Genomic DNA, 20442 nt, shown 5'->3' with positions numbered 1-20442 from the left:
GTAGAAAGAAAAATCCCCGCCGAAGCGGGGATGAGGGGGTTAATATTCGATAATACAAAGTGTTTTTAGACTATGGTCATACCATGAGGCCTGCATGGAAATAACCTTGTCGGCAGTAAGACTCGCAGAATCATTTCCTGTCCAGTACAATCCTAGAACATTATGATAAGTATCTATTTTTTTCTGAGGGTTTTGAAATAACATTGCTATTTCTGAGTTATAGGCAGGACGGCCTCCATCAATGCTGCACCCAGAATCATCCATATGACGCTCTCTCGTGTCCGTAGGGTAGAAATATGTATTTATTGTTATCGTTGCGCGTATAGCTTCAAGTTTATGGCTGTTTTTATTCGGCCTAGCGGTTAATTTGATGACATTTTTTTGACGACTTGGTTTATTCTCTATATAAGGGACCAACTTGGTACCAAAGCCTATCACACCGGGATGGCTATTCTCCCATGTATAATCAGTATAATCCTTTGTTATTGAATAGAAATGAAAATACTGTTTGTAAATCATTGCGGTGGCAGGGTAGTCAATATGTTGGAAAGAATAGAAATAGATATCAATTTCCTGTTCGGTACCCACATGACCAATTGAATTAGAGTCAAGGGTTACCATTACTTTCTCTGCTTTTAAGTTCGAGATAGATGCAGTATACACACCTGATGCTGCGGTTTCTTTCATAACAGCGTTACTTAGGACTCCACTACTTGAAGTGATCTTTGGTTTTTTACCTGAGATAAGTACTCCATTTTTATTGATAAGCTTTAAGGTTATTATCGCCTTGTCTTTGCCATTACCTTCAACTGAATCGGTATCAACAGAGAATTCACTTTTCCCGCTGTCAAAAATAGGGGCGTCTGTTTGGATATTAATCTCTTTTTTTCCTGTTATTTTGGCTGGATTATTGATAATAACCGTTAATGTATGCTTTCCTTCAGTGTCAAACTTAACATTGGTTGAATAGTTTCCAAGTTTATCATCACTCCATACTAATGAAGATAAAGGTTGCTTATTACTCGATAAAGTAATGTCACTTGGACTGATATCAATAACACCGTTACCATTTTTATCTCGTAATTGGAGTGTCACTTTAACGGTATCTCCAGTTTCTGCGGTGTCTAAAGTGTTTATGTGAATAACTTCAACACTGTTTGCGCCTTGCGGAGCCATAAATTCGATCTCGATAGGTTTTATCAAACGGTTAGTATTAACTACCACATCTAATTGATGTTTACCGACTTTCGTCGATTGCCAATTTGTGGTGTATTGCCCATTAGAGTCTTCGGTCCAAGTGATACTTTTTTCTTTGCCATTATGTGTTAATTGAATATCTTGATTAGCAACATTAATAACACCATTACCGAACCTATCTTTGAGTTGTAATGTCAGTGGAGTATCCACACCTAATTTGGCCGTTGCTGGCGTAGTTAATTCAACTTTCGCGATATTTTTAGCGCCTTTCAGTGGTTTCACATCAATGTTGATTTTTTTTATCTGACCATTTACCTCAACCGATAAAGTGTGTTGTTTAACTTTCTCTAAGGTTATCTGAGCGGTATAGACACTATCGTGTAATGGTGTTTTCACCCACGATGCTTTCGTGATAATAGTATTATCGCTATTTTCGAGTTTCATGTCTTTCGGGGCAACATCTGCCACTTCATTGCCATATTTATCAAGCATGGTGAGGGTTAATTTAGTGCTCTCACCTGCACTCATTGAAGTTACTGCAGGAGTTGATTTAATCTCATTAACATTGCTAGCCCCTTTCAAGGCTTTCACCGTGACTTCCTTAGTATTGGCATCTTGTTTATTCACCGTCGCGGTTAATGTGTGTTTACCGACTTTGGTTAATGGTAAGGTGGCTTTATACACGCCTGTCGATACCTCATGCCAAGCAATACTGCGGCTATCAATAATTTCTGCGCTATTATTATCGGTTAACACAATATCAGCCCCTGTGACGTCAGTCACCAAATTGCCATATTGGTCTTGTAGTTTTAACGTTAAGTCAACTTTTTTACCAGCATCAAGCGTGTTGGTGTTGGTGGAAAGTGCTGCGGTTTTCACCACATCTTTGCCACTTGGGTCAGTTGCTTCTACGGTTTGAATGCGGCTTGGTTGCTTATTGACAGTGGCTTTAAACTGGTAATTATCGACAGTTTTTAACTGTTGTTTAGTGGTATAGACGCCATCTTGTAGGCTATCCCATTTTACGTTAACTGGATTATCATTTTTGGTGAGCTGAATATCACTTGCATTGATACCAATAACACCATTATCAACACTGTCTGTTAGCGCTAATATTAAGGTCACCTCTTTCCCAGCTTCAAGAGTACCTACATCGGTTTCAAGAGTGGTTTTATGGACGTTATTTACACCTTTGGCTGGGGCAACGGTTAGCTCAAGTTTATCGCTGATCATGTTATCTACGGCAACTTGAATAGGCTGCGAGTGTAACTTGTTCATAGTGAGTTCTTGAGAGTAAAAACCATCTTTAAGTTCTTTCCATATGGAGGTCGATTGCAAGTCAGTTAATAACTTCAATTTCGATGATGCCCCAGTCAGCTTGTTACCAAACTTATCTTTTAGTCCGACTTTTAGGGTGATTTTATCGCCTGAATTTACTGTATTATTTTTTGCGTTGTGGGTGATAGACATGGTGTCTAATGAGCCACGCAAACAATCTTTATCATAAGAGTTAATCAAAATTTCTTTTGGTGCTTTGACGTTCCAATACACCGTTTTTGACTTGCCGTTGACGCCGATACTGATTTTATAGTTACTCGCTTTAGCCGCAGGGAGCTGAGCGATATATCTATCTATGTTGTTTTTTTCCATAAATATAATATTTTGCTCTTTATCATCAATTTTCATTTTGATATCGCTACTGCTAATATTTTTAACTGGGTTGCCATATTGGTCAGTTAAACTAATGGATAATGATGATGGTTGTCCTGCGTCACTGTCGGATATCGGTGAGATAGTGATTGTTTTTACAGCATCTTTACCAGTTGGTGAATTGACCGTGACAGTGGTTGTATCTGTAAATTTACCAATACCCGCACTGAGAGTATGCATTTTAACGTCACTGAGCATGATGGTGGTGGTATAGATACCTAAGCCATGGTTATCTTCATCCCAGACAGCGGATATTTTATTATTACTGTCAGTGAGTGTGATCGTATTATTATTGAGGTGAATAACTGGGTTGTTATCTCTATCAGTGACTTTTAAAGATAACGTAACGTTATCGCCTGCCGTTATGGTGCTCAAGTTTGTTGTTAGCTGAACCTTATTGATCTGGCTTTGGTTAGTCGATGGCTGGGCGTTAATCAATACCTTTTTACTTTGTATTAGGTTAACAGTTGCTTTTAGGGGGTGAATTCCTGCAATTGCGACCGTTGTTGACGCAGTATAGGTTCCATTCCCTTTTGATAGCCAATTTAAACCTGTGAGGTTTTTCTTAATATGCGCATCATTTATGGTGATATCTTTCGCCGTGACCCCTTCAACACCATTACCCCATTGGTCGGTTAATTGAAGTGTCAGTTCCGTTTGACTTCCTACGGTCAGTTGATTGGTGCTGGCTTTGAGCTCAACAGTTTTCACTTGTGTTGGGTCAGTTAATGCGCTGACATTAATCACCAGTGGGGCATTTGCTTGGTGGTTAACGCGACTGACAAAGGTGTTTTTCCCTTGTTTATATAATGGAAGCACGGAGGTATAAACACCTGCTCCGTTTTCTTTCCAAACTAGCTTTGAAGCAAACGTATGGTTGTGCTCCAATTGAATATCATTGGCTTGTACTTTTTCAATACCGTTTGCATGGCTGGCAGTGTGACGTCATATATCCCCGGTTTCCTTTCTTTCGCAGGCAATGTGTGCTGTTTGTTATCAATATTAACGATAATTTCAGTTTCGCTGACCACTGGGTTGCCGTTTTTGTCTGTTAATGCGACAGTCAAGGTGCTATGAGAGCCCGCATCCACTTTTTCTATTTTAGTTATTTCAACTTTGCTGACTTTATCTTTCCCTGCGGCGTTGCTAGTTTGAATTTGTTTTACGGAGGTTTTATGGCTGTTAATTGACGCAATTAAATCTTTCGAGTCAAGTTCAGTTAATGTGATAGTGGTCGTGTAAGTACCGTTGCCTTTATCTGTCCAGACTGGCTTGCCGTTAAATCCGCCAAGGGTAATTGTATTCGTATTGAGCCCAGTTAAACCGTTATTAAAGGCATCGGTGACGGTGACGGTGATCTCAAGTTGATCGCCAGACTGTAAGTTGTTGGTATTGCCCGTTGTCATGGTAATACTATTAACCACGCCTTTTTCTCCCGGCTTACCTGTGTTATTGGGTTTAATTGGCGTTGGTGGGGTAACCACTAAAGTTGTATCAGTTGAGCCCTTACCATTCACACTCGCGCTAATGTTGTGATTTCCTGCTTGTAGTGCGGGTAGTGTCACTTCGTAAATACCGGGGTTACCTTCTTTGGCAGGACGTTTATGGGTTTGCCCATCAATATTGAGGGTAATTTCTGTTGCGCCAACCACGGGGTTGCCATGTTTATCGGTTAACGCGATAGTGACGGTACTGTTTGTGCCTGCTGCCGGTTTTTCTGTTTTGATGATGTTGACTTTATCAACATGGGATGCCCCTGTGGCATTATTGACCTGAACTTCGGTGTGTGGGCTGTGGCTACCATTGACGGAGGCAGTTAAATCATTGCTACCAACGTCGGTTAAGGTCAAGGTGGTGGTGTAAGAGCCATCGCCATTATCTACCCAGTTTAAGGTATTCCCTTTGTGTTTACCGATATCGATATTATCGGTATTTAAACCCGCCAAACCGTTACCAAAGGCATCCGTTACTGTTACCGTGATTTCAAGAGGATTATCGGATTCAAAACGGTGAGTGTGATCAAGTGCGATCGTCACCTTATCAATAACACCTTTCTCACCTTGCTGGCCTGTGCCGTTTGAGTTATTCGGGAAAATCGGTTTTGGCTGCTCAACTAGTAAGCTTTCTTTGATTGATACAGTATTATTTACACTCGTATGGATATCATGTTTGCCCGCTTGCAGTGCTGGCAGCGTGATTTCATAGATACCCGGTTTCCCTTCTTTCGCGGGTAAAGTGTGTGGGTTGTTATCAATATTAACGATAATTTCAGTTTCACCGACTACTGGGTTGCCGTTGCTATCGGTTAATTGCACAGTCAGAGTGCTGTTTGAGCCTGCAGCAGGTTGCTCTGTTTTGATAATGGCAACTTTGCTGACTTTATCTTTCCCTGCGGCATTGCTAACTTGAATTTGTTTTTGTGGACTTGCAGTGCCATTGATGGAAACAGTGAGGTCATTATTACCGACTTCGGGGAGTGGCAAGGTGGTAGTGTAAGAGCCATCACCGTTGTCAACCCATGTCAATGTATCGCCTTTATGTTTACCAATATCGATATTATTGGTGTTCAAGCCTGATAAGCCGTTATTAAAGGCATCGGTGACTGTGACGGTGATCTCGAGCTTATCGCCAGATTGCAGGCCGACTGTGTTACCTGTTTTGATCTCGATTTTATCGACAACGCCTTGTTCACCTTTTTGCCCTGTACCGTTTGGATTTTGGGGTTTAACAGGTTGTGGCTGCTCAACAATTAGCAATTCATTTGGTGATTCTTTCCCGTTAACAATAGCGGAAATATCATGGTTGCCCGTGAGTTGCCCAGCAATAATAGCTTCATAAATACCCGGAGAGATTTCTGTTACTGGCAAAGTGTGTGGCTGATCATTTATATTGACAGTAACTTCAGTTTCACCAACCACTGGGTTGCCATGTTTGTCGGTTAATTCGAGGGTAATGGTGCTATCTATACCTGCCGCTGGTTTTTCTGTTTTGATGATTTTGACTTTATCAATATGAACAGTTCCGCTGGCATTATTGACGAGAACGTCAGTTTTTGAACTCGTAGTACCATTGATGGTGGCGGTCAGGTCATTGTTGCCGACTTCAGTTAATGGCAAGGTGGTGGTGTACGAGCCGTCACCATTGTCCGTCCATGTCAGCGTATCGCCTTTATGTTTACCGATATCGATATTATCGGTATTTAAGCCTGATAGCCCATTACCAAAGGTATCGGTGATGGTAACGGTAACCTCAAGAGTATCCCCTGATTGTAAACCATGGGTTTTGTTTGGGGTGGTGACGATATTATCAATAACGCCTTTTTCCCCTTTTTGGCCTGTACCGTCCGTATTGTTTGGTGAAATGGTTTTTGGTTGCTCAACAATCAGCGTCTCAGGGGGAGAGGTTTGCCCATCAACAGTGACGGTGATATTTGGTGTACCGCTATGCTGTCCTGGTAATTTCCCTGTATAAACTCCGCTACCCGGAAAGGTTTCACTAATTATTATTGGGGTAGGTTTACCATCGATATTGACCGTGACAGTACCATCAGCCCCCGAGACGGCATTGCCATGTGTATCAGTTAATGAAATTTTGATGTTGCTGTCTGTACCAGCCTCGGCTTGTGAGAGATCTAAAATGGTGACATGGGCTAGTTGGCCAAACACGAAATGCGTTTCTACCGTTACATTTTGTTCATTCAGTGTTGCTGTTACTTTAACAGGCCCTGCGACTTGGCTTGTTACCTCAACGTCAGTATTGCCTTGTTCATCGGTCGGGCTCAATTGTGTGGCATTGGCATTTATCGCATCAAGTTGCAGCATGGCACCTTGAATTGGGTGTGAGTGATTGTCGGTGATATGGAATTGAATTTTATTTTTAGATTTTCCATCGGCAACCGCATTATCACTAAGAACATTGAAATGATTAATATGTGCTTGTTGCGTATCGGCAATAAAGAAAAAAGCGGTTTCAATTGGTACGCCGCCATTTGCAACGGCTTGAACTCGGTGTTCACCCATGGTCAAAGAGGTGAATTGAACCGAAGCTTCTCCTTTTATATTGGTGATAACTTTATATTTTTGTTTATCCGTTGATTTAGCGGCCTGCATTTTTTTATACAGGTTCTTGAAAGCCATACTTGAAGATGTGGCTTTTTGTGTGACCAGCTTTAGTTCAGTCGGTAAGGTAAAGGTTACGGTTGAATCCGGTGCTATATTGCCTAAAACATCTCTGGCAGTAACTGTTAATACATTGATATCTTGTCCATTGGCGAGAGAGTTTCCTTTTTTAATGACCTCGTTATGCTTAATCGATAGTACCCCTGAGTTGGTTACTTCAACGAAGGTTGAGGCTTGTGGTGTAATGCTTCCCTTGCTATCAGATGCCGTTACCGTGAATCGGTAAAGGTTGTTTTTTTTCCTTTCCTGCTCAGTCATAGCGACTTTGTAGGAAGGGAGTTTGATTTTTGTCAGAGCGCCATCAAGGATGATTTCTCCTCCCGCCATTAAAAATTCGGGGGCATGAATGGTCAGTTTGTCTAACGGATATTTGGTATTGAGGGCATTGATTAAAGGTATCTCATCCCCAGTTTTCCCTTGGATAATCGCAGGTAGTGATAGAGTTATCAGCGTTTTCTTTTGGTATTCCAGTATGATGTTATTATTACGATTAACAAAATCATAGCGGCTACCTAATAGGCGACGAGAGTCACCAACCTTAGTCGGGTCAAGTTGCTCTGCGAGGCTCTTACCTAGTGCCCAAGTGAACTCTAATTTGGCATTAGTTTCACTTAATCCACCACTGATTTTTTGTTCTGCGCTTAAAGTTACCAGTGAGAACGGGGTCCAGTTCACCCCAATTGTGGTGGCGAGTGGGTCTTTTTGGCGCTTATCTTTACCGAATAGAGCAACATCGTCGCCAAAATACTGCTCAAATTTAAGATTTCCGCCAATATTGGGGTAAGAAGGCAACCAGCCCTCAGCCTGTAAATCCCATCCATTAGCAGGGCGGGCATTGTAGTCATTATTTAATTCAGAAGCACTACGCCATTCTGATGCACGTAAATAGGTATTGGCGCTTAGTTTTAAGAAATCTTGTGCGTACTCGGCTCCGAAACCTAGGCGAGAGTGGTAGCGAGATAAGTCATGATCAAAAAAGGCATTGACGCCCATCATGCTCTTAGGTGTAAAGCGACGAACCCCAATACCATTATTGGTCTGTAGCCTGCCATCAGTGCGATGAATATTATGTTGGGTAAACAATAATAAATCGGTACTGTCATACCAAGGCACTAACCAATCTAATTGGGTATTTTTAATGGATAATTTTTTATCTACGTCAACACTGAATTTGGCATTACCGGTTTTAGATAACCAACGATTTATTTCATCTGTTGCTGCGTTTGTGACCTTACTGCGAGCGAAGTCCTGCGCCATATCTGCAAGATCCGCTGCTTTTTTCTTATCAGAGATAAAACGCGCGGCGCTTTGGCTATATTCAGCAATAAGCTTCTCTGTTTTATCATCATTGGTTAGTACTGGGTCACTCCCCAGAGTCGGTAGGTCATCAGGTGTTAGCATTTTTGCATAACTTGGCATAACCGGCATGATGGCCGAAGACCATATTGCAGTTAAGAGGACAAAGCCATTTGAGATTTTATGTCTCAGTGTTTGCTTTATAGTTGACGTAGCGGAGTTCATTCAATTTATTCCTAGTTTTATTAACTTGGCTATTGTTGAATGCTTATACAGGTAAGAGCTTGTGAATTAGTTTGACTTAAACAGAAGCGAAAATTACAAGGTGGAAAATCGTAGTATGGGCGGTTTTTATTGATAACGCTGAAAAATAACCTCCTTGCCTATATAAAGGTGTTTTTTATCGGCTGAGAATAAATCTTACTTGAATAAAAACAATTGATTAGCTTATGAAAATACAAAATACTAACATTAGAATATGGCTTTTAAAGGTTTGTTAAAGTGCAATATTTGGTGAGTATGATAGTAAATTTAGTCGCGATTCAATAAAGCAATAAGCTAGATTAATTGAACTAAAAATGCCCCTGTTAAGGGGCAAATTTTAACACTGAAAGAGCAGCTAGATTCAGTCTATTTTATACGGAAAGTATTATCCTATTTTTTGAAATAACTGCCTTAGCAAACTTAACGGCGTGCGTGTAGGACTGTTTTGCTCATTTATTGGGGATTTGAAAAGAGTTCCTGTGCTTGGCTGAATATTTATCGCAGATCCATTCCTTTGAAAGTTAACTTGTATTGTTCTACTATCGCCATTTAGGGTTGCAATGATATCTATAGAACCTTCAACTAAGCTACTAACTTCTAATTCCGTATTGCCATGTTCATCAGTCAGCTTAGCTGGTGAGATAATGCCATTTGGCGCTTCAAAATGAACAAGCGCGCCAGCAATGCTTTGTCGGCTGTTATTCACAATATGCAGTTTAATTTTGTTTTTACTGATCCCGTCTGCCATTACATTGTTTTGAATGATATCAATGCTACCAATAAATGATTGGTTAATATCAGGTTTAAAGTTATACATCTCATTTATTTCTGTACCATGCTCAGTCTTTGCTTTTATTGCATAACTTCCTGATATAAAAGAGGTGAACTGAATAGAAGCTTCACCTTTACTATTGGTAACGATGCTATACGGCTGTTCAGAAACGGATTTCGCCGCTTGGGCTTTCCACATAAAGTGATTTAGTAGGGAATCGTATCCTGTATTTTTTTGATCAATAGATTTAAGACCTGCAGGTAATATAAAGTTTACTTTCGCATTGGGTACAGGGTGGCCAAGAGCATCTTTAATTACTACGGCGAATGTATTTGCATCTTTACCATCAGCAACGGCATTGTTTCTTTTGGCGGTATTTGCATGGCTGATGGTGAGAGTGCCTGTGTTAGTCACTTCAATTAACGTTTCCGCTTGCGGGGAAACATTTCCGTTGGTGTCATAAGCCGTCACGGTTAAACGGTAAAGGTTGAGTTGTTGATTTTTAATGGTGTCGTTGGCAATTTTATATGACGGTAGTTTGACTGAACTTTCTATGCCATTAAGGTGGATTTCTCCTCCTGCTGCAACCAATTCAGGCGCTTCTATAACAACTTTGTCTAAAGGGTATTTAGTGGTTAAGTTGCGGATAATAGAGAGCTCTTCTCCTGTTATTCCTTGAATAACTTTCGGTAATGATAATGAAATTAAGGTTTTCTTTTGGTACTCCAACACAATATTGTTATTACGATTAACGAAATCATAGCGGTTGCTAGGAATATGGCGGGTAGCTTCTATCGCTGAAGCATCAAGATGTTGCGCTAAGCTTTTCCCTAACAACCAATTGAATGCAATTTTTGCACTTGTTTCATTTGCGCCACTACTGCCCATTTTATGTTCTGCATTTAGCGCGAGGAGGGGGAATGGAGACCAATTGATGCCGACAGTCGCCGCCATAGGGTCTTTCTGGCGCTCATTTTTACCAAATAAAGCCACGTCATCGCCATAATATTGCTCCAATTTTAGGCTCGCCCCTAAATTAGAATAAGTGGGCAACCAGCCTTCAAATTGAATATCCCAGCCGTTAGCAGGGCGCGCGTTATAATCATAAGCTAATTCGGATGCACTTCGCCAAGTCGATAGCCCCAAATAGCTGTTCACACTCATTCTGGCGTAATCTTGTGCATATTCTACACCAAACCCTAATCGTGAATGGTAATGGGATAAATCATGATCAAAAAAAGCATTCACCCCGACCATGCTATTTTGCTGGAAATGACGTAATCCAATACCTGTATTGGTTTGTAACCGACCATCAGTGCGATGAATGCTGTGCTGAGAAAATAGCAATAAATCTGGTTGGTCATACCAAGGTATTAACCAATCTAATTGGGTATTTTTAATTGATAATTTTTTATCAAGGTTAAGATTGAATCTAGCATTACCTGCTTTCGATAACCAATGTGTTATTTCATCAGTCGCGATATTTGCGGCTTTATGGCGTGCATAGTCTTGCGCCATCTCTGCCAAATTTTTGCTGTTTTTTTCTGTAGCAGCAAAATTTGCGGCATTTTGCCCATATTCTGCTAAAAAACGTTCAGTAGTATCTTCTGGTTGGCTTTCTTCAAATTGAATGGCATGACTACCGAGTGTCGGCAAATCGTCCAAATGAGGGATTTGGGCATAACTTGGTGCGACAGGCACAATAGCTATTGAGCACATAGCCGTAGAGAGTACCAAACGGTTCGGTAGCTTGGGTTTCAATTTTGACGAAGGGGCATTCATCGGACATATTCCTGATATCAATATTAACGTTACAATTGTCAGGGCTGATAGCAAGATGTGCTTGTGAATTTATTGGACTTAAAAGGAAGCGAAATTTTTACGGTGGACATTTTTGGAATGGTAGGTTTATTGCTTGATGAATCCTATTTTTTTAGACTCCCTCCGAGCCGGAGGGAGTACGCTAAAGGACGTGTTTAAGGCGTGACTAAAATAGTTATTGTCTGGCTTGGATGCCCATTGATTGAAGCTATAATGTCAAGGTTACCAGTGGCCGGTAATGTTAAGTAGGTAGAATAATCTCCATCACTGTCTTCATACCAGCCAAGGATATTAGTGTTATAGCGACCAAGGTCGATATTTTTAGGGTTTATCCCCTCAAGTGTGTTACCAAAGGCATCGCTGAGTGTGACTGTGATAAGTACGTCATCGCCTATTTTCACGTTATTCGTGGTACTTGTTGTGATTTCGACTTTATCAATAACGCCAAGTTGGCCATGAGGGCCGCTGCCATCAGAGTTAATCGCATTAATTGTCAGTGGTGGATTCACCGTGAACGTATGCTGAGGTGACGTTTTTCCATGTAAAGAAGCGCTAATGGTGTAATCCCCGGACATTTGGCCTGCAAGTAACCCGCTATACTCACCTAAATTAACCGAACTCTCTTCAATCTCGACAGGAACTTGTTTATTGCCAATATTGACCATGATGATCCCATCAGCGCCAGAAACTGGATTGTTATTTTCATCGATTAGCTTGAGTACAATAGCTGTCTCTTTACCTGCATAGGTCGATTGAGTATTTAAGATCTCAATTTTTTTCAAGCTTCCACTAATAAAATAGACAGCAACGGTTTCACTGTTGCCATTTACGGTAGCGGTAATCTCACTGATACCACTTGTCATACTGGTGAGTGGCATCTCAATAATTCCTTTTTGATTTGTCACCCCTTGAGCGCTAATTTTTCCACGAGTCGCACTAAAATTGACTGTTTCTCCTGATATGGGGTTACCCTTTGAGTCAGTGATATAGGCTGAAACCATATTGGCTGTTTTACCATCAGCCAATGCTGCTGTTTGAACGACTCTCAAACTTTGTATTTGTGCTTGGCTAGTCGTTGCAGTATTCGTGCTGGTCACATCAATCAGTGTTTCACTTGTCGGTGATGCATTACCGTGAATATCATAGGCAATACCACTTAAGCGATAACGATTCAATTTCTCACGTTCTGAAGGTGTTGATGCCGTTTTATAAGTGGGTAATTTTACGGTAGCATTTTGACCCGATGAGCTAATAACACCACCGGCAGCGAGTAATTCAGGTGCATTCCAGACAATTTTTTTCAGTGGGTGTGGGGTTATCATCGATTGTACGAGCGGTAGCTCTTGTCCAGCTTTACCTTGAATTTTTGCCACGAGCTTCAATTGAATTTCAGTTTTCTTTTGATAATCAAGAACAATATTGTTATTGCGATTGACGAAATCAAGGCGGTTACCCGAAACACGTCGTGATTCACCGACTTTAGCAGGGTCAATTTGCTCAATAAAATTCTTATCAAATACCCAGTTAAATTGCACTTTGGCACTGGTATCTTGTAATCCGCTACTTATTTTGTGATCGGCGCTAAAGGTGACAAGAGTGAAAGGGGTCCAATTCATACCGATAGTCGCGGCAGCAGGGTCTTCTTGAAGTTTATTTTTCCCCATTAAAGCCACATTATGGCCGACATACTGTTCAAACTTAAGGCTACCTCCCAGTTGCGGGTAATCTGGTAGCCATCCTTGTGCTTGTACATCCCACCCACGAGCAGGACGCGCATCATAAGCGCGAGTTAGCTCAGATGAGCTGCGCCATGACGAAACGGGAAAATAGGTATTCGCGCTGAGTTTTAAGTAATCTTGCCAGTATTCAGCCCCAACGCCTAACCGGGAATGATAATGTGAAAGGTCATGATCAAAGAATGCATTGACACCCACGGTGCTCTGCTCGTTGAAATGACGCAAACCAATCCCATTATTGCTTTGCAACCGGCCATCTGTATTGTGAATACTGTGCTGGGTAAATAACAACATATTAGCTTGTTGATACCAAGGGATGAGCCAATCAAAATGACTGTTTTTAAGCGATAGTTGCTTATCAAAATTCAGGCTGACTTTCACATTACCCGCTTTTGAGAGCCAATGAGTAATTTCCTCTATTGCGGCGTTAGCTGCTTGATTACTGAGATAACTTTGTGCCATTTGTGAGATTTCATGGCTATTTTTTTGTTCTACAAGCCATGTTGCGGCTGTTTTACTGTATTGCGCTAAGTTACGTTCACCATCGTTACTTTCTAGTTTTGGGATAGGACTCCCTAAAAGCGGGAGTTCATCCGGTGTTAGCATTTTTGCATCGCTGGGCAATGTTGACATAATAGCTAATGAGCCGGTCGCCACCAATAAGGCCAAAGGGGCCGGAAATTTCTTTTTAGAGCAAAGCATTAAATATATTCCTAGATTAGATATTCACTTTTAGTATTGTGGAATATGCGGTGTAAAAAACACTTGGGAATTAATTGGACTAATACAGAAAAGGGATTTGTATATTGGAAGAAATTAGGAATAGCCGATTTTTATTTATAATTGGAACATATTGAATAATAGACGAATAAAATAAAGAAATTTTCAATTGGAAAAAATCTTACCATAATAAAAACAAAAGATTAGATGAGGTATTATGGAATTAACATTTCTAGGAACTAGTGCTGGCGTGCCGACAAAAGAGCGTAATGTCACCAGTATGATATTAAATTTAGTCGGTATCCGTAAAAGCTACTTGTTATTTGATTGTGGTGAAGGGACACAGCATCGCATTTTAAATAGCCCATTTAAAACACCAAAAATTGAAAAAATTTTTATTACTCATTTGCATGGAGACCATATTTTTGGTTTACCCGGGTTGTTATGCAGCCGCTCAATGGGGGGAGCAACAGACCCATTGATTGTTTATGGACCGAAAGGGTTAAAACAGGTTATTGAAACGGTACTCACCGTGAGCGTGTCTTATATGACATATCCACTGGAGATAGTGGAAATCGAAGCTGGCCAATTATTTGACGATGGAGAACTGATTGTGACGGCCTATGCCCTTGACCATCGTGTTGAGTGTTATGGCTATCGTATTGAAGAACATCCGAAACGTGGCGCATTAGATGCAGTGAAATTAGCTAATGACAATATTCCTCGTGGCCCTTGGATGCAAGCGCTTAAAGCGGGGGAAACGATAGTTCTTGATGATGGACGAACAGTGAATGGAGCTGATTACCTCGGTGAACCGATCCCCGGAAAGATTATTGCGATTTTTGGCGATACGCAACCGACAGAGCAAGCGCTGGAACTTGCGAGAAATGCCGATGTGATGATCCATGAAACGACCCTAGAAGCGGAGTTTGCACAAAAAGCCAATGAAAGAGGGCACTCGACTACGGTACAGGCGGCTGAGCTAGCTCGTGCGGCAGGGGTTAAACGGTTTATTGCCACTCACTTGAGTGGTCGTTATACGAGTGAGGATATCCCAAAGTTACTCGCGGAATGCCAAGCTGTGTTCCCCGCGAGCGAAATCGCAGAAGACTATTTGACAGTGAAGATCTAATGTAAGCGGGCAAGATATTGTCCGCTTAATCTATTGATGATTTTAGTAAATTACTTTCACAAAGCCATTACGACAATATGTCTCATATTCATCAGAAAGTTGCCTATTTGTGACTATCACATCAAATTGTGATAATTCCCCCATATTGGCGGTCGCGACTTCATCAAACAGGTTATAAGGGGCGAGTAAAATCTTACGGATAGATTTTTCCATCGCTTTTTTCTTCATGGGTAAATCATCGAGATTATAGCAAGTTACGCCAAAATTCCCATGCACACCAGCTGCTGAAATAAAGGCTTTTTTCGGGTTGATTGAATCAAGTAATGAGGGGAGTGATGGGTTGTAAAAAGAATCACTTTTAGGGCGATATTCCCCGCCACATAATAGCGCAGTGGCATTTTTTTTCTGGCTAAGGGCGAGGAAAACGTTATGTGAGTAACAAATACCGGTGAAATTAATTTCTTCTGGGATGAGTGAAATCAAGGTGGCCATTTCAATGCCATTATCAAAGAAGATCACATCATCTTCTGTCACCATGCTAGCGGCAAGGTTTGGGATATATAATTCTTCCGTTTGATCGGGGGTGAAAATGTCGGCTTGTGCTTCTTGGGTCAGTAAATTAGCAGGTTGAGTAACAGAAACTATGTAGCCACCGAGGAGTGACATGGGGATGGGGCCTTCCGTATCTGCGCTCAGGTCTCGACGAATAGTCATCTCTGAAACTTCGAGTATTCTAGCAGCTTCTTTAAGATGAATGCGTCCTGAGCGTTTTAAACATTCACTTAAACGGCGAAGGCGTTCTTTTTGTTTAGTTTCTATCACCCTACAATCCTTTTTCAATACACAAAATTGGCGCGGTTAGACCGCGCCCCATCACTTAATAGTCACTTGGTTTGGTGTTATTGCCTGTGACAATGGCAACGCTTGCACTTGCACCGACACGGTTTGCACCCGCTTCAATCATTTTAATTGCGGTTTCACGGTCACGCACACCACCGGAGGCTTTTACACCGACTTCATCGCCAATCACTTTACGCATCAGTGCCACGTGGTGTTCTGTTGCGCCCATTGTACTGAAACCTGTTGAAGTTTTCACAAAACCGACTTTAATTGTGCGGCAAATTTCACAAACTTGAGTAATTTCTTCATCAGTTAACAGGCAATTTTCTAAAATAACTTTTAATGTTGCTTTACCACAGGCAGCAAATACCGCTTCAATGTCTTTGCGAACAAAGTCTAAGTCGCCACTTTTGAGCATGCCAATGTTGATAACCATATCCACTTCATCAGCACCACGACGCACGGCTTCTGCTGCTTCAAACGCTTTCGCTTCCGTTAAGCAAGCGCCTAATGGAAAGCCTACCACACAGCAAACTTTAACGTCGCTGTTTTTTAAAAGCTCGCTGGCTAAAGGAACATAACCTGTGTTTACGCACACCGATGCAAAATGGTGTTCTGCCGCTTCGGCACATAATGTTTTAATATCACTAACAGTAGCATTAGCAGCAAGTAAAGTGTGATCAATATATTTTGCTAAGTCTTGCATTTTCAACTTTCCTATATAAATGTGGGATAGACAACAAAGAATGAGGAAATGTGGTAGATATAACACTTGATCATTCGTTATTCGAGATCCTAATCACAAATGATATTTTTGCAACATGATAATGTTACTATCATATCATTATGTGATTTATTTAACACGAGGGACATTATGGATATAGCAGTTATTGGTTCAAACATGGTTGATTTGATCACTTACATCGATCAAATGCCAAAAGAAGGCGAAACTTTAGAAGCGCCAGCTTTCAAAATTGGTTGCGGTGGTAAAGGTGCGAACCAAGCGGTTGCTGCTGCTAAGTTGAATTCAAAAGTGATCATGTTAACCAAAGTGGGGGATGACATTTTTGCGGATAATACGATCCGTAACTTGGAGTCTTACGGTATTAACACTCGTTATGTGGAAAAAGTGCCTTGTACCTCAAGTGGCGTCGCACCTATTTTTGTTAATCAAAATTCATCAAACAGTATTTTGATCGTCAAAGGGGCGAATAAATTTTTATCACCTGAAGATATCGATCGTGCAGCGGAAGATCTGAAAAAATGTAAGTTGATCGTTCTGCAATTAGAAGTCCAGCTTGAAACGGTTTATCACGCGATTTCATTTGGCAATAAACATGGGATCCCAGTGTTACTGAACCCAGCCCCTGCACAACGTACGCTCGATCTCGATTTTGCCTGCCGATGTGATTTCTTTGTCCCTAATGAAACGGAACTTGAAATTTTAACCAATATGCCAGTCGACACGATGGATAACATTCGTCGTGCTGCGCAGTCTTTATTGGATAAAGGGTTAAAAAACGTCATCGTAACATTAGGGGAAAAAGGGGCGTTATGGATGACTCGCGACAGCGAGTTACATATACCCGCAATTAAAGTGAATGCGATTGACACCAGTGGTGCAGGGGATGCCTTTATCGGCTGCTTCTCGCATTACTATGTCCATACGGGGAATATTGAAGAAGCACTGAAAAAAGCCGTTCTGTTTTCGGCTTTCAGTGTGACAGGGAAAGGAACTCAATCTTCTTATCCAAGTGTTGAACAATTTAATGAATTTGTGCAAATCAACACCGCTAATGAATAGCTAAATAATAATAGTCCAACGTAGCTATATACCCTTTGAATAATTAAGTGGTCATCAGAGCCACATAGCCACTCATCGGGTATAAATTATAAAAATATAAGGGTTACTATGAACATTAAGAACATCACTCAGTTACCGGATGGCTACCTGAGTAAGACACCTCTATTCCAATTTATCCTACTATCGTGCCTGTTCCCATTATGGGGATGTGCCGCAGCATTAAATGATATTTTAATCACACAGTTTAAAAGTGTCTTTGAACTCAGTAACTTCGCCTCGGCTTTAGTACAAAGCGCATTCTATGGTGGTTATTTCTTAATCGCCATTCCGGCGTCGTTAGTGATCAAAAAAACCAGTTATAAATATGCCATTATGGTGGGGCTGATCCTGTATATCGCGGGTTGCAGTATGTTCTTCCCTGCATCTCATATGGCGACCTATACCATGTTCTTGGCGGCTATTTTCGCCATTGCGATAGGTTTAAGCTTTCTCGAAACCGCCGCGAATACCTATAGTTCAATGATAGGTCCTAAACAATACGCCACATTGCGTTTAAATATTAGCCAAACCTTCTACCCAATTGGTGCCGCAGGCGGGATCTTACTGGGCAAGTATCTGGTATTTTCCGAAGGGGATAGCTTACAAAACCAAATGGCGGGAATGAATGCGGAGCAAATCCATGAATTCCGTTTAGCCATGTTGGAAAATACCCTCGAACCTTATCGTTACATGATTATGGTATTGGTTGTGGTAATGATCTTATTCCTTATTACTAAGTTTCCTAAATGTAAAGTGGCAGAAACGCAAGATCATAAGCGTCCTACTGCATTAGAAACCTTAAAATATTTAGCGAAAAATAGTCGCTTTAGAAAAGGAATTATTGCCCAGTTTTTATATGTCGGAATGCAAGTGGCAGTATGGTCATTTACTATTCGTCTCGCATTAGAAATGGGGGATATTAACGAACGTGATGCCTCGAATTTCATGGTGTATAGCTTCGCTTGTTTCTTTATTGGTAAGTTTGTTGCCAATATTTTAATGACCCGCTTTAATGCAGAAAAAGTCTTAATTATCTACTCGGTGATTGGTGCGCTGTTCCTAATTTATGTTGCATTTATTCCGAGTTTTACAGCGGTCTATGCAGCGGTGATGGTCAGTATTCTGTTTGGACCTTGCTGGGCAACTATTTATGCAGGCACTTTGGATACCGTTGATAATGAACATACTGAAATGGCCGGGGCGGTTATTGTGATGGCGATTGTCGGTGCTGCAGTTGTCCCTGCGGTTCAAGGCTATGTCGCAGACATGTTGCACTCATTACAACTTTCATTCCTTGTTTCCATGCTGTGCTTCGTGTATGTCGGTATTTACTTTGTGGGTGAACGCCGCTTTAAAGCGAAACAAGCCACGAAATAGTTCCTCAAATTGGGTAGTGTAAGCTGCCCAATTCCATTTATCTCATTAAACCGTGAGTATGAAAATGAATACATTGATACCTCTTCACAAAAGCTTATTTACGGAAAACCCGACGCTTATTTTAAAAAATGACCAATTTACTGCCACGGCATTTCGTTACCAAACAGGCGTGGAAGGGTTACGAATTGAAAATCAGCAAGGGTATTTAACGATTTTACCTTTTTTAGGGCAAATGATTTGGGATGCGGAATTTTGTGGCCAAAATCTGAAAATGGAAAATATGTTTTCAGCGCCAAAATCAGTTCCAACAGTAGTTGAAACCTACGGTTGCTTTGCATTCCATTCAGGTTTAATCAGCAATGGTTGCCCTTCTCCAGAAGATTCTCACCCATTACATGGGGAAATGCCTTGTGCATCAATGGATAGCGCTTGGCTGGAACTGACAGGCGAAAGTTTGAAAGTTGTCGGCGAATATGAGTATGTGATGGGTTTTGGTCACCATTATCGTGCGACACCGTCAGTGCAATTAAATGCGGGCAGTGCATTATTTGATATTCATATGTCAGTCACCAATTTAGCATCGGTTCCTATGCCTCTCCAATATATGTGCCATATGAATTATGCTTACGTGGAGAATGCAACGCTAACACAAAATATTCCTGAAAAAGCGATTAAATTGCGTGAATCAATACCAGGGCATGTACAGCCAACTGAAAAATGGCTGGCATTTAATGAAGCGTTGAAATCTGGCAAAGTCTCATTAAATCAGCTTAATCAGCCACAAATGTGTGACCCTGAAATTGTGTTTTTTATGGATGATCTTAGCCAATATACCGCAACGCCTGAGTTTAGGATGATTTCACCCGCAGGAGATACGTTTGTAACGCGTTTTAAATCTAACCAGCTAAATTATGCAACTCGTTGGATTTTGTACAATGGTGACCAAAAAGTTGGCGCATTTGTACTCCCTGCAACTTGTCGTCCAGAAGGCTTTTTAGCCGCGAAAAATAACCAAACACTGATTTGGTTAGAGGCGGGGCAAACTCGTGAATTTACTGTGACTACTGGTGTTGAAAAGTAGTTTTTTGCCTCAGAAAGGCAGCACATTGCTGCCTTTTACTCGTATTGTTGGCATTCTTCTGCTAAATCGGCGAGAAGCACCGCCGCATCATAAACTAATGTTTTTTTTCCATCAGGTTGCATCATCAAAGCAACCTTAATATTTGCTTCATGCATATCAGGCAAAATTTCTGTCATCAGGTGTTCAAGGGTAAATAGCATTGGCGTAAAATTCGCCCATTCACCCGTTAAACACAATTCAACATACGCTTTGGCAGGCCATAGGGGCAGAAAAAGACATTTTTCATCATTCCATGCGGTAACGAGGTTTTCCCCATCACCGAGGCTCCACACTTGCTCCCAGTCAGCAATTTTACCGACAAAGTAGTTATACTGTTGGTATGGCCTAAGCGCATGGACATTATTTATTTCTTTCTCATTTGGGGAAAATAGGTTGTTATTCATTATTGGATAATCTAAAAAGTAACTGATAATTA

General features: G+C 41.1%; 11 protein-coding genes. 4 read left to right on the top strand and 7 right to left on the bottom strand.

Annotated elements, in window-relative coordinates; translation table 11 throughout:
• Nucleotides 1-39 precede the first annotated feature (39 nt).
• The 4 genes from PR683_RS18970 to PR683_RS18955 all read right to left on the bottom strand — a co-directional run bounded on the left by PR683_RS18970 (nucleotide 40) and on the right by PR683_RS18955 (nucleotide 13676).
• On the bottom strand, nucleotides 40-3795 hold the full coding sequence (locus PR683_RS18970) for an invasin domain 3-containing protein (protein ID WP_272571694.1): 3756 nt from the start codon (nucleotides 3793-3795) through the stop codon (nucleotides 40-42).
• Nucleotides 3762-8606, bottom strand: coding sequence for an inverse autotransporter beta domain-containing protein (locus PR683_RS18965; protein ID WP_272581941.1), 4845 nt, complete (start codon nucleotides 8604-8606; stop codon nucleotides 3762-3764). The genes PR683_RS18970 and PR683_RS18965 overlap by 34 nt, the downstream gene beginning before the upstream one ends.
• A 424-nt stretch (nucleotides 8607-9030) precedes the next feature.
• Nucleotides 9031-11199: an inverse autotransporter beta domain-containing protein gene (locus PR683_RS18960; RefSeq protein WP_240105832.1), complete on the bottom strand. Its 2169-nt coding sequence runs from the start codon at nucleotides 11197-11199 to the stop codon at nucleotides 9031-9033.
• A gap of 194 nt (nucleotides 11200-11393) precedes the next feature.
• Nucleotides 11394-13676, bottom strand: coding sequence for an inverse autotransporter beta domain-containing protein (locus tag PR683_RS18955; protein WP_196719091.1), 2283 nt, complete (start codon nucleotides 13674-13676; stop codon nucleotides 11394-11396).
• A gap of 235 nt (nucleotides 13677-13911) precedes the next feature.
• Here PR683_RS18955 and rnz point away from each other — a divergent pair, with 235 nt between their 5' ends.
• Nucleotides 13912-14826, top strand: a complete 915-nt coding sequence (rnz, locus tag PR683_RS18950; RefSeq protein WP_196724026.1) for a ribonuclease Z — start codon at nucleotides 13912-13914, stop codon at nucleotides 14824-14826.
• A gap of 42 nt (nucleotides 14827-14868) precedes the next feature.
• On the opposite strand, the gene deoR is transcribed toward rnz, so the two are convergent.
• Nucleotides 14869-15648, bottom strand: a complete 780-nt coding sequence (deoR, locus tag PR683_RS18945) for a DNA-binding transcriptional repressor DeoR (protein ID WP_004915016.1) — start codon at nucleotides 15646-15648, stop codon at nucleotides 14869-14871.
• 55 nt (nucleotides 15649-15703) lie between these two features.
• Nucleotides 15704-16372: a deoxyribose-phosphate aldolase gene (gene deoC, locus PR683_RS18940; RefSeq protein ID WP_210782053.1), complete on the bottom strand. Its 669-nt coding sequence runs from the start codon at nucleotides 16370-16372 to the stop codon at nucleotides 15704-15706.
• A 168-nt stretch (nucleotides 16373-16540) separates the two neighbouring features.
• Here deoC and rbsK point away from each other — a divergent pair, with 168 nt between their 5' ends.
• The 3 genes from rbsK (at nucleotide 16541) to PR683_RS18925 (ending at nucleotide 19967) form a co-directional block, all read left to right on the top strand.
• Nucleotides 16541-17470: a ribokinase gene (gene rbsK / locus PR683_RS18935; protein ID WP_004915011.1), complete on the top strand. Its 930-nt coding sequence runs from the start codon at nucleotides 16541-16543 to the stop codon at nucleotides 17468-17470.
• Nucleotides 17471-17578: 108 nt separating this feature from the next.
• The gene (gene fucP / locus PR683_RS18930; RefSeq protein WP_004915008.1) at nucleotides 17579-18886 is read left to right on the top strand and encodes an L-fucose:H+ symporter permease; all 1308 of its coding nucleotides are present in this window, start codon (nucleotides 17579-17581) and stop codon (nucleotides 18884-18886) included.
• 64 nt (nucleotides 18887-18950) lie between these two features.
• On the top strand, nucleotides 18951-19967 hold the full coding sequence (locus PR683_RS18925) for an aldose 1-epimerase family protein (RefSeq protein ID WP_164528349.1): 1017 nt from the start codon (nucleotides 18951-18953) through the stop codon (nucleotides 19965-19967).
• Nucleotides 19968-20002: 35 nt separating this feature from the next.
• Here the strand turns inward: PR683_RS18925 and PR683_RS18920 are convergent, their stop codons facing one another.
• The gene (locus PR683_RS18920; RefSeq protein ID WP_004915000.1) at nucleotides 20003-20410 is read right to left on the bottom strand and encodes a DUF2750 domain-containing protein; all 408 of its coding nucleotides are present in this window, start codon (nucleotides 20408-20410) and stop codon (nucleotides 20003-20005) included.
• Nucleotides 20411-20442 lie beyond the last annotated feature (32 nt).

This window comes from Providencia sp. PROV269, from assembly GCF_028477785.1.
Lineage (GTDB): Bacteria > Pseudomonadota > Gammaproteobacteria > Enterobacterales > Enterobacteriaceae > Providencia > Providencia rettgeri.
The sequence above is the reverse complement of the archived record's forward strand: the minus strand, read 5'-3'. Positions and strand labels throughout refer to the sequence as shown.